This is a genomic window from Erwinia piriflorinigrans CFBP 5888 (genome assembly GCF_001050515.1).
GTDB lineage: Bacteria > Pseudomonadota > Gammaproteobacteria > Enterobacterales > Enterobacteriaceae > Erwinia > Erwinia piriflorinigrans.
Window position 1 is genome coordinate 125884 of sequence record NZ_CAHS01000017.1, and the last position, 11717, is coordinate 137600.

Sequence of the window (11717 nt, forward strand, 5' to 3'; positions counted from 1 at the left end):
TAACGAACGCGAATACCTTGCGGCGACCGTCTGAAACTGGGCATTTGCCGCTGGCATAAGCCTGTTGCTCCAAACTATTGTGCTGACCTCTTAACCAACAGGAGGTTTGCCATGACCCACCAACAGGGATTCACCCTTATCGAACTGATGATTGTTATCGCTATCATCGCCATTCTTAGCGCCATCGGTTTGCCCGCCTACCAGAACTATCTGCAAAAGGCCGCACTTACCGATATGCTCCAGACCACCATGCCGTATAAAACGGCCGTCGAACTTTGCGCCATTGAGCGTGGCGGCAGCGGCAATTGCAGTGCAGGAAGCAATGGCGTACCGGCTGAACGCACCTCACGCTATGTTTCAGACCTCAAGGTAAATGCAGGGATCATTACTCTGTCAGGTCAGGAAAGCCTGAAGGGATTGAGCGTCAAGCTTACCCCACAGTGGGACAGCAAGGACGGGCAGTTAAGCTGGCAGCGCAGTTGTGAAAGCGCCTCTGTTGGACTTAAAGAAGCTTGCCAGGACCTGTTCCGTTTTGATGAGGAGAAGTTGCCATGACACCGGCGACACGGCGAGCGGTAGAAGGGATTTGTCAGGCGCATCAGGCCATTATTGTTAACTTCACCGCCGAACGCCTGCATATCGCCGTTGCAGAAACGCCCAGCCATGCACTGATGACAGAGCTACGCTTCGCCGCACACTGCCCTATCGAAGTCGAATGCTGGCCCCGGGCAAGGCTGGAAAAGTTTAACGGTAAGGAAGGGATTTCAACTTCTGCTTCAGCCGAGGGTACGCTGGAGCAGAACGGGACGGCGGTAGAAATCATTAACGCCCTGCTGATACAGGCATTGCAAAAGCGCGCTTCTGATATTCATATCGAGCCGCAGAAAGATGGCCTGCGGCTGCGGTTACGTGTCGACGGCGTGTTACAGCGGTTGCCTTTTGCCGGGGTCGAAAACAGTGCACCGCTGATCGCGCGCCTGAAAATCCTTGCCAGCCTGGATATCGCCGAGCGCCGGGTACCACAGGACGGACAGTTTTCACTGCTGCTGAACGACAATACCGAGTCCTTCCGTCTTTCAACTCTGCCAACACGCTTTGGTGAAAAGGCCGTGGTACGCCTGATGCAAAGCAATAGTAATGCCATCACACTGGAAAACCTCGGGATGCCCAGCGCGCTGTTAAAGCGATATCGCGAGGCGCTGGCTCGCCCTCAAGGGATGATTCTGGTGACCGGCCCCACCGGCAGTGGCAAAACCTTTACGCTCTATAGCGGATTGAGCTGGCTGAATATCGCCACGCGTAACCTGTGCAGCGTGGAGGATCCAGTGGAAATCCCACTGGAGGGAGTCAATCAAACCCAGATCCACGCTAAGTCGGGGTTGGATTTTCACCGTGTATTACGTGCCCTGTTGCGCCAGGATCCCGACGTAATTATGATCGGCGAGATCCGTGATGGTGAAACCGCAGAGATCGCCGTTAAGGCTGCGCAAACGGGGCATCTGGTACTTTCCACTTTGCATACCAACTCGACGACCGAAACGCTGGTGCGTCTGGGGCAGATGGGCGTACCCGGATATCTGCTGGCATCGGCTCTTAAACTGGTCATCGCCCAGCGCCTGGTACGCAAACTTTGCCCCCACTGTCGCCAACCTGGGCAGGCGACATCACACTTCCCCCCGCATATCTGGCCGGGAACCGTGCAAAACTGGCAAGCGGTAGGCTGTGAACGCTGCTTTTCAGGTTTTTATGGCCGTCTGCCGCTGTTTGAGCTACTGCCCATCTCCGCACGCCTGCAAAACGCACTGGCAAAATCGGCACCACCAGAAAAGCTGGCGGAGATTGCGCGCCAGCAGGGAATGAACACGCTATTCGTTGAAGGACTTCACTGCGTCAATCGCGGAGAGACCACGCTGGAGGAGTTAACCCGCGTAGCCGGAGGGAGCGATGAGTAAGCGCTATCTGTTCCGCTGGCAGGCTATTGACGATAAAGGACAACTTCAACAAGGCTTCAGCTTTGCTGTCAGTCCACTACATATAGCGGAAGAGCTGGCTATACAACATCAGGTACCGCTGAAGATTTCGCGTGGTCGTCGCTATAGCTCTCGCCGCTGGCGATGGCAGCAGAAGATCGCATTCTTCCACCAGCTCGCGACGTTGCTGAAAGCAGGAATGCCACTGCCCGGATGTTTACAACTATTGGCGGGCGGACATCCTGAAGCAGGCTGGCAGGCGCTACTCATCCACCTGCACCAGCGGATCAGCGCCGGGGAGCCTTTTTCACAGGCATTGCGCGAGTGGCCCGATATTTTTCCACCGCTGTTTCCAGCGCTGGTTCATATCGGCGAACTCACCGGGGATCTGGACGAATGCTGTCTGCAGCTGGCAATTCAGCAAGAGCAGCAGCAGCAACTTCAGCAAAAAGTACAAAAGGCGCTGCGTTATCCCCTGTTTATCATGGCCGTTGCCCTGCTGGTCAGCATCGGCATGCTGGTTTTTGTCCTGCCAGAGTTTGTCGCCATCTACCAATCGTTTAACGCGCCGCTTCCGGGGTTTACTCAGGCTGTGATTACGCTTTCACAAGTATTACGGCAGCAGGCGCTACTCTTGATGGGCATTTTCACTGCGATATGCCTGCTGTGGAAAACGCAGCGCCGCAAATATCCTGCCTGGCAGCGCTATGAGCAACGCCTGTTGCTCAGGCTACCGCTGGTCGCCACATTGTACAGAGGCAGTCTGTTAAGTCAGATTTTTGCTACCCTTTCCCTGACTCAACGTGCTGGATTGACGCTGCTACACAGTTTGCAGGCAATAGAAAAAACGCTTTCCCCGCTCCTGTGGCGTGAGGCTATCAGTCAATTGCAACAGCATATTGCCGCCGGTTATCCGCTACACCAGGCGCTGAAGTCACACCTGTTATTTACCCCCCTGTGCTATCAGCTAGTCAAGGTTGGTGAAGAGTCGGGTTCGCTGGATACGCTGCTGGCCAGGCTGGCAATATGGCACGAACAGCAAACTCACCAGCTGGCAGACACGCTGGCGGCAACGCTGGAGCCGCTGATGATGATAGTCATTGGGGGTATTGTTGGCACGCTGGTCGTGGCCATGTATTTACCCGTATTCAGGCTGGGGGATGCGCTTGGGTAGTCACCTCTTCCGATCGGAAATGTGCCGGAAGAGGTCAGAAAATTAACGGTTAAAAATGCGGTTTTCCTGCTCATTCACACGGATAAAGGTGGTGCGCTTAGTCAGCTCTTTTAACCGCTCAGCGCCGACATAGGTACAGGCAGAACGCAAACCGCCCAAAATATCACGCGCGGTCAGTTCCACCGGCCCACGCAGCGGTAGCCGAACGGTCTTACCTTCTGCTGCACGATACTGCGCAACGCTGCCAGCATGCCGCTTCATGGCAGATTCGGAACTCATCCCGTAAAACAGCATAAACTGTTCACCATTCTCATCCACCAGCGTTCCCTCACATTCCTCATGGGCTGCCAGCATACCGCCCAGCATAACGAAATCAGCGCCGCCGCCGAATGCTTTAGCCACATCACCAGGGACCGAGCAGCCCCCATCGCTGACAATTTGCCCACCGAGGCCATGCGCAGCATCAGCACACTCAATAACCGCAGAAAGTTGTGGATAGCCGACGCCCGTTTTAACTCGGGTAGTACAAACAGACCCAGGACCGATGCCGACTTTGACCATATCAGCTCCGGAAAGGATAAGCTCCTCGACCATTTCCCCCGTCACCACATTGCCCGCGCAGATGGTCTTATCCGGGAAGGCTTCGCGTGCTCGGCACAGGAAGGCCACAAAATGCTCCGAGTAGCCATTCGCAACGTCTATACAAATGAAGTTAAGCATCGGCGACAGCGCCAGGATTTGCTGTAGCTTGGTAAAATCGGCCTGTGAAGTGCCGGTAGAGACCATCACATGGCGCAGTACGGCTGAAGGTACCCGCTCGATAAATGCACGCCACTGCTCAATGCTGTAGTGCTTATGTACCGCGGTGAGAATATCGAAGGAGGAGAGCGCTTCTGCCATATTAAAGGTGCCAACAGTATCCATGTTGGCCGCGATGATCGGCACGCCGGACCAGGCTATGCCTGAGTGTTTGAAGGTAAACTGGCGTTCCAGCTCTACCTGAGAACGGCTTTGTAACGTTGAACGCTTAGGCCGGATAAGAACGTCTTTAAAACCCAACTTAATATCTTCTTCGATACGCATAACGATTTTCCTGGTTGATGGCGTTTATCCGAATTCGTTCCCTGTATGGGTTTACGCTTTCGTTTACAGGCAAAGGGCCAGCTCCAGTAACGCTATCATACGCACTAAAAACGTGCAGACAAGACTGCGAAATTGGCTTTGTTTACGTTACAATCGTTCAAATTTGCCTGTGAATTTGTCTTGTGATCTGTGCCACATTATTTGTCTTTATTCCGTTAATAATGAGCCAACAAAGCAGCTTGAGCTAAAACCTATGCCCTATACAGTAGCGCTGACCGGTGGTATCGGCAGCGGGAAAAGTACCATTGCTAACATTTTTGCCGGGCTGGGCATCGATATTGTTGATGCCGATGTTATCGCGCGTCAGGTCGTCGAGCCGGGCCAACCCGCTCTGGCAGCCATTCATGAGCATTTTGGCGATGAAATACTGATGCCAGACGGTACTCTGAACCGCGCTATTCTGCGTCAGAAAATATTCAGTTCTGCAGCCGATAAAAATTGGATTAATAATCTGTTACATCCTCTTATCCACAGCAGAACCCGACAGCAGTTAGCATTAGCGCGCTCTCCCTGGTGCTTGTGGGTTGTTCCCCTGCTGGTGGAAAACCGTTTGCAACATCATGCCGATCGTGTGTTGGTGGTAGATGTTGACCGCGCAACCCAAATAGCCAGAACTATTGAACGCGACAATATCAGTCGCCTTCAGGTTGAGCACATCCTTGCTGCCCAGGCCACGCGCGAAGCGCGTCTGGCCGTGGCAGATGACATTATTGATAACTGCGGATTACCGGAAAAGGTGATTGCGCGCGTTGCCGAACTTCATGGGCGCTATCTGGCTTTGGCTGGGGCAACCGATCGGGATTAACAGTATGAGCACAACGGTTCTTTTTGAGCACCCTCTGAATGAAAAAATGCGCACCTGGCTGCGTATTGAATTTTTGCTAAAACAGCTTAGCGCCAGCCAAATCATAGTCGATCATCAGGGAGCTCTGACGTTTTTCCGTAACGCTGCCGAACTGTTGGACGTGTTTGAACGCGGAGAACTGCGTACCGAAATACTCAAAGAGCTGGAACGCCAACAGCAAAAATTGCTTTCATGGGCTGAAGTGCCCGGCGTTGATATGACGCGAATCGAGACGCTCCGCGTGGAGCTAAAAGGCTGCGCAACGTCCTTAATCGCCGCACCACGCATGGGGCAATTGTTGCGCGAAGAACGCCTGATAAGTCTGGTGCGTCAGCGCTTAAATATTCCTGGCGGCTGCTGTAGTTTTGATCTTCCCATACTGCATATCTGGCTGCATATGGAACAACAGCAACGTGACCAGCAGGTCGCTGTCTGGCTTGATTCTTTAGCCCCCATACGTGATGCGCTCACGCGACTCCTCGATCTGATCCGTCAGTCCGGGATATTTCGAACCCACACCAGCCTGAATGGTTTTTTCCAGGATAATGCCGAAGGTGCCGATTTGCTGCGTTTGCAGCTTCGACTGGAGGATGCATTATATCCTCAGGTCTCCGGACATAAGAGTCGTTATGCCATCCGTTTCCTGCCGTTGGACAGTGAACGAGGCGAAGTCCCTGCCCGCTTCAATTTCCAGCTGGCCTGTTGTTAAGGTAAATACCATGAATGATGTAACCTTAGTTAACTGCCCGACCTGCAAAAAGCAGGTAATCTGGGATCAACTCAGTAGCTGGCGTCCGTTTTGCAGTAAACGCTGCCAGCTTATCGACCTGGGGGAATGGGCCGCTGAGGAGAAGCGTATTCCAAGCAGCGGCGATTTCAATGATAGCGATGACTGGAGCGAACAGCCTCTCGATCGCCAATAAACCGCACGCCAGCCAGCCTGTTATTAAATGCCGGCTTTCAGTCTGGCAACAATTTCCGCATTCGCTGGTGGAAATTCTGCGGCGTTGAGTTGATTCTGTGCAACCCAACGCTGCGGCTGTCCTTCACGACCATAGGGTTCGCCATTCCAGCGATCTACGATAAAGAAATGTAGCGTCACACGCAGATCGCTATAGGTATGGTCGACAATATCGTAAGGGGCGACGTTCAGCACTTCTATACCTGTTTCTTCCAATAACTCACGTTTAAGCGCCTGTTCAGGCGTCTCACCTGCTTCAATTTTCCCGCCGGGAAACTCCCACATATTGCCCATATAAGCACTGGCTGAACGCTGTGCTAAAAAAATCTGTTGCTGCTTATCACGAATAATGCCTACTGCTACCTGTAAATGTTTCATCGTCGTTCACTCCAAAAGGTTCAAACCGAATGGCGACAAACTTTATCATCGAAATATGATGCTGTCTCGGCCATCAATGCACTTTCTCCGCCGGAGCCATTGCCGTCAAGGTTGGCATTTTACTCTGCCGCCAATCAGGGATATTTTCAGCAGTATTTGGCATTGCGCTTTAATCACAACCACAGATGTGTTGTACGCTCACTATTGAACGATCGCCAAAAGAGCATTGGGTATCACTTATTTATTCAGTGAGCTATTAAGTCTGGCGCTTAACGCCATTTTTTGCACAACACCTATGCCATCACATTATTTTAACTAATGGAATGTCACCCTTTAAAAAAAGTACTCATGTTATTGATTAGCCGGCATATCATTTTCCAGGTAACAACCTTTATCTTGTCCAGTGATCATAAAGAGACCTGTAAGCGATTAAAAAAACATCGTAGATCTGAACTCACCATAAAATGAACAGCAACAACAGATGTCAACTTATGTAAGCACAGCGGGAAATAAGAAATAACATACGACGTCAAAATAATTTAACACGAATTAATACCTTAAAGACCATTAAATAACCTCGAAAAAACAATTATAAATCAATATTTTACTGATTTATAATGAGGAATTAAACTTATTGCGTGTTGCAAAAAAACTAACAAAACCTCTATGATCCTCATCAAGTTATTGTTTTGAAAAAGCTGATTAAAGAAAACACTATCGTTTATTTAATGTGTTTTTCATGCGATTTTTTCTCTCCAGTATGCCAGCGAAACTTTGCAGATACCGGAGACTTCATAAGGAATAAAGAAAATGTTAAGCGTTGAACAATGCGAAAAAATACTCGACATTGAAAACATTCACTACAGTACGTTTTTCAGCCTGGATTGTCAGATGAACACGCTTGATATTCCCTGTAAGAAACTGACAATATCCCTTAGCGAAACGCAAAAACGTCTCTTAATCTGCCTCACGCAAAAAATAAACAGTAAAAGAGATATCATTAATATTGTCTGGTACGAAAATCATCAATGTGTTCGTGATAATAATTATCACCAATTAGTTTTCCAGACACGCGCGCTTCTGCAGCGTAACCATCTGCCCACCAACATTCTTATTACCGTCCCTTACTACGGTTTAAAAATTAATGAACCTCTGTTAAGAAAAATAGAAGCAGAGGCTATGAATACCGCAGCTCCCCCTCACCTGTTGCAAGACGACATCACGGATAAAAACAATAAACCGTCGTTGAAGAAATGGTTGTTAAATGCAATTCGCTAATCTTTTTATCGCACCATAATATATGGGTTTTAGCATGAACTTATCCACTGACAATGCGCTGATCGCTTATTTAAAGAGAGTTGCATCACCTCATGCACTCTATTTTGTGAGCGTAATACTGCCGCTCGCCGCGCTGACTTATGCGTTTAAGTTCCCCGCGCCTTCACTTCTGCCCCTTCCCGAGGCGCAACAGCTGTCTGCTGAACCCGAACCGGAGAACACTCCGGATGGGTATACCAGGCTTTCGGCCATCTCATTATTTACCGCTCCGCGCAAGGATTTGGCCGTTCAGCAACAGGACGACAGTGATGAGCACCTGTTACAGGCACCGGAGAGCACCCTGCCGTTCAAAGTGACCGGCCTGCTAAGCAGTAACCTTGACTCGCTCTCTATCGCCATCATTCAGCAGAACCAGCAGCAGATCACTCTGAGCATTGGAGACGCGCTGCCTGGCACAACCGCCACCATCGTGCGTATCTTCCCGCAGCGCGTAATTATTAGTCATCAGGGAAGGTATGAAGCCTTAACCATAAAGTGATTACACCGTATTAAATCCAGGACGCCTATGAAACAGATGAACTCCCAACACCCAGCCAGCGCCAGGCGTTTGCCGCTTCTGCTGCTGATTTGCGCGCTATTTTCTTCCTCCGTGCAGGCGGAAGGCTATCAGGCGAGCTTTAAAAATACTGAAATCGAAGAATTTATTAACACCGTCAGTAAATCACTCAATAAAACCATCATTATCGATCCGACGGTTAAAGGAAAAATCAGCGTCCGCAGCTACGAAACACTCGATGCACAACAGTATTACCAGTTTTTTCTCAGCGTACTTGAGGTTTACGGCTACACCGCTATCAGCATGGATAACGGCGTACTCAAAATTATCCCCTCAAAAAGTGCGAAAGGGGCCGCCGTGCCCTTTGTCACCGGCAGAGCCAGCGTTGGCGGCGATGAGATCATTACCCGGGTTGTGCCACTCCAGTTTGTCGCGGCTAAAGACCTGGCACCTTTATTGCGCCAGCTTAACGATGCCGCAGCAGGCAGCGTCGTTCATTACGACCCCAGTAACGTATTATTAATGACGGGCAGAGCTGCGGTAATCAGCCAGCTTATGGCGATTGTCGAAAATATCGATCTGCCCGAGGATATTACGGTTAACACCGTTAAATTGCAGTGGGCATCGGCTCCTCAGGTCGCAGAAATTCTCAATGCCATCAATGGCGATCACAAAACGGCAGGCGGTAATAAATCGTTCGCCAAAGCCGTCCCGGATACGCGTACTAATTCCGTACTGATTACCGGCGACGAGCTGGCACGCCAGCAGCTGATCGACGCGGCCAGAAATCTGGATGAAGAGAAAGACCACAGCAGCAACTCCAGGGTGTTTTATCTTAAACACGCCAAAGCGGAAAACTTGTTAGAGGTTCTGAGCGGCGTAAGCGGCTCCATGCAGGATAAAGCGGAGTCTAAAACCGCCAGCCCTGTCGCGATGTCAAAAGACATTGTGGTAAAGGCCGACACCTATACCAACTCCCTGATTATTAATGCTCCGCCAGACGTGATGGGCGATCTTGAAGAGATCATTAACCGACTCGATATCAGCCGTGCTCAGGTTCAGGTAGAGGCGATCATCGTTGAGGTTCAGGATGCTGATGGGCTGGCGCTGGGCGTTCAGTGGTTTAACAAACACGCAGGGGGAACCCAGTTCCCGGCGGCCGATGCGCCAGCCAGTGACCTGATTAGCCACACCGTTGCCGAAACGCTGGGTAAAGCCAATGGTCTGGCGGCAGGGTTCTATCACGGTAACTGGGCGGGATTATTTAACGCGCTGCAAACCAACAGCCTGAATAATATTCTGGCAACGCCGAGTATTGTGACGCTGGACAATATGGAAGCCGAGTTTACCGTCGGCCAGGACGTACCGATCCTCACCGGTTCACAAACCACCAGCGGCGATGGCGTATTCAACTCGGTCGATCGTAAAAGCGTGGGGATAAAACTGAAGGTGAAACCACAAATCAACAAAGGCGACTCGGTGCTGATGGAGATTGAGCAGGAGGTTTCCAGCGTAGCAGAACAGGGTTCAGCCGATCCGCTGGGGGCAACCTTCAATACCCGCCTGGTGAAAAATGCGGTGCTGGTTGAAAGCGGTAAAACCGTCGTGGTCGGGGGGCTCCTCGATACCACCCACAGCAACGTGGAGAGCAGTGTTCCGCTGCTGGGCAAAATCCCCTTTATCGGTGGGCTGTTCCGTTACACCTCTGATAAAAAAAGTAAACGTAACCTGATGCTGTTTATCCGTCCGACCATTATTCGTCAGCAGGACAGCTTTGATCTGACCAGCGACAGCAAGCTGGAAAACTTTCGCGGGACGCTCGATGGTACTGAAGGCAATAAACGTATCGCGAAAGCCATCGATCAAAATCTGTCTATCAAGCAGAGCAATCAGGCGCTGGAAGAAACACAGAAACAGATCGCTGACTTTTATCGGAAACAGCCGTAATGAGCCAGCCACTCTTTCCCTTCAGCTGGGTACAGCAGCATAGCGTCCTGCTGCTACCCAACGGCGAATCGGCGTCCCTGTGTTTCCATGCGGGTAGCCGGATGACGGCCATTATGGAAGCGCGCCGCCATGCACCAGATGCCAGCCTGGAGCTGCTTTCCGAAGAGGTTTTTCGCCAGAAGATGAGCGATGCCTATCAACAGAATGCGTCTTCTACACAGATGTTTGAGACGCTGGGCAGTGAGTTTGATCTCGATGAACTGGTCGATGGGTTGCCCGAGGATAACGATCTGCTCGACAGCGATGATGGCGCTCCGGTTATTCGCCTGATTAACGCCATCCTGAGTGAGGCGATCAAAGAAGGGGCTTCCGATATTCATATTGAGCCATTCGAAAAGAAGCTGAGCGTACGTTTTCGCATTGACGGCATGTTGCGCACCATTCTGTCGCCACCGGCGCAGCTCAGTCGCTATCTGTTATCGCGTATTAAAGTGATGGCAAAGCTCGATATTGCTGAAAAACGCATCCCGCAGGATGGCCGTATCTCCCTGCGTCTGGGCGGCAGGAATATCGATGTGCGCGTCTCCACCCTGCCTTCACGTCATGGTGAGCGCATCGTGCTGCGTGTGCTGGATAAAAACGGGCTGACGCTGAACCTGGCCGATATCGGCATGTCGCCTTCAGCGCAGCAGGCGATGAATCGCCTGCTGAAAACCCCGCATGGCATTCTGCTGGTGACCGGGCCCACCGGCTCGGGGAAAAGTACCACCCTGTATGCCGGGCTAAAGCTTATCCACAGCGACGATAAAAATATCATGACCATTGAAGATCCGGTGGAGTACGAGCTGGAAGGGATTGGACAAACACAGGTCAACAGTAAAGTGGATATGACCTTTGCCCGTGGTCTACGCGCCATTCTGCGCCAGGACCCGGATATTGTGATGATAGGGGAGATCCGCGACGGTGAAACGGCGCAGATCGCCGTGCAGGCTTCTCTCACCGGGCATCTGGTGCTGTCCACGCTGCACACCAACAGCGCTTTTGGTGCCATTGAGCGCCTGCGTGATATGGGGGTTGAACCCTTCCTGCTCGCCAACTCGCTGATTGGCGTACTGGCCCAGCGCCTGGTACGCCGGCTTTGTCCCGCCTGCCGTCAGCCGGGCAAGGCTACCACGGCTGAACGGGCGCATTTTCCGCACGCCTCGCCATCGGATGTCACGCTGTGGCGCGCGGTAGGCTGCGAACAGTGTAATCAAAACGGCTATCGGGGGCGCATCGGCATCTATGAGCTGTTGACCATTGATGATGCGCTGCGCCAGGCGATCGGCCAAAACAGAAGTGAGCAACAGCTTAGCGAGTTGGTCAACGACGACTATTGCTCTTTGCAGCAGGACGGGCTGCAAAAAGTGCTCACCGGTATGACCACACTCGAAGAGATCCTTCGCGTCACGCGTGAGGCACATTGA

General features: G+C 51.5%; 12 protein-coding genes. 10 read left to right on the plus strand and 2 right to left on the minus strand.

All coding sequences use genetic code 11. The annotated features are described in order from the left end of the window. The first annotated feature begins 111 nt into the window (after positions 1–111). Genes ppdD through hofC form a run of 3 tightly spaced genes read left to right on the plus strand, consistent with a single transcriptional unit; the run spans position 112 to position 3144 of the window. The gene (gene ppdD / locus EPIR_RS13630; RefSeq protein ID WP_023656027.1) at positions 112–555 is read left to right on the plus strand and encodes a prepilin peptidase-dependent pilin; all 444 of its coding nucleotides are present in this window, start codon (positions 112–114) and stop codon (positions 553–555) included. Next, a complete protein-coding gene (gene gspE / locus EPIR_RS13635) occupies positions 552–1952 on the plus strand; it encodes a type II secretion system protein GspE (RefSeq protein WP_023656028.1) in 1401 nt (466 codons plus the stop codon). Before ppdD ends, gspE (EPIR_RS13635) begins: the two co-directional genes overlap by 4 nt. Continuing rightward, the gene (gene hofC, locus EPIR_RS13640; RefSeq protein WP_023656029.1) at positions 1945–3144 is read left to right on the plus strand and encodes a protein transport protein HofC; all 1200 of its coding nucleotides are present in this window, start codon (positions 1945–1947) and stop codon (positions 3142–3144) included. Before gspE (EPIR_RS13635) ends, hofC begins: the two co-directional genes overlap by 8 nt. A gap of 42 nt (positions 3145–3186) precedes the next feature. On the opposite strand, the gene EPIR_RS13645 is transcribed toward hofC, so the two are convergent. Beyond that, on the minus strand, positions 3187–4227 hold the full coding sequence (locus EPIR_RS13645; protein ID WP_023656030.1) for a GMP reductase: 1041 nt from the start codon (positions 4225–4227) through the stop codon (positions 3187–3189). Positions 4228–4480: 253 nt separating this feature from the next. Here EPIR_RS13645 and coaE point away from each other — a divergent pair, with 253 nt between their 5' ends. The 3 genes from coaE to yacG are packed head-to-tail and all read left to right on the plus strand — an operon-like array spanning position 4481 to position 6054. Beyond that, a complete protein-coding gene (gene coaE, locus EPIR_RS13650) occupies positions 4481–5092 on the plus strand; it encodes a dephospho-CoA kinase (RefSeq protein ID WP_023656031.1) in 612 nt (203 codons plus the stop codon). Between the two features lie 4 nt (positions 5093–5096). Continuing rightward, positions 5097–5840 carry a cell division protein ZapD gene (zapD, locus tag EPIR_RS13655; protein WP_023656032.1) on the plus strand — a complete coding sequence of 248 codons (744 nt, stop codon included), beginning with the start codon at positions 5097–5099 and terminating at the stop codon, positions 5838–5840. A 10-nt stretch (positions 5841–5850) separates the two neighbouring features. Next, positions 5851–6054: a DNA gyrase inhibitor YacG gene (gene yacG, locus EPIR_RS13660; RefSeq protein ID WP_023656033.1), complete on the plus strand. Its 204-nt coding sequence runs from the start codon at positions 5851–5853 to the stop codon at positions 6052–6054. A gap of 23 nt (positions 6055–6077) precedes the next feature. Here the strand turns inward: yacG and mutT are convergent, their stop codons facing one another. Continuing rightward, positions 6078–6470, minus strand: coding sequence for an 8-oxo-dGTP diphosphatase MutT (mutT, locus tag EPIR_RS13665; RefSeq protein WP_023656034.1), 393 nt, complete (start codon positions 6468–6470; stop codon positions 6078–6080). An 810-nt stretch (positions 6471–7280) separates the two neighbouring features. Here mutT and EPIR_RS13670 point away from each other — a divergent pair. The 4 genes from EPIR_RS13670 to gspE (EPIR_RS13685) are packed head-to-tail and all read left to right on the plus strand — an operon-like array spanning position 7281 to position 11717. Further along, a complete protein-coding gene (locus EPIR_RS13670) occupies positions 7281–7748 on the plus strand; it encodes a winged helix-turn-helix domain-containing protein (RefSeq protein ID WP_023656037.1) in 468 nt (155 codons plus the stop codon). Positions 7749–7782: 34 nt separating this feature from the next. Continuing rightward, positions 7783–8286: a type II secretion system protein N gene (locus EPIR_RS13675; protein WP_023656038.1), complete on the plus strand. Its 504-nt coding sequence runs from the start codon at positions 7783–7785 to the stop codon at positions 8284–8286. Between the two features lie 27 nt (positions 8287–8313). Further along, on the plus strand, positions 8314–10251 hold the full coding sequence (gspD, locus tag EPIR_RS13680; RefSeq protein ID WP_023656039.1) for a type II secretion system secretin GspD: 1938 nt from the start codon (positions 8314–8316) through the stop codon (positions 10249–10251). Beyond that, positions 10251–11717: a type II secretion system ATPase GspE gene (gene gspE / locus EPIR_RS13685; RefSeq protein ID WP_023656040.1), complete on the plus strand. Its 1467-nt coding sequence runs from the start codon at positions 10251–10253 to the stop codon at positions 11715–11717. Before gspD ends, gspE (EPIR_RS13685) begins: the two co-directional genes overlap by 1 nt.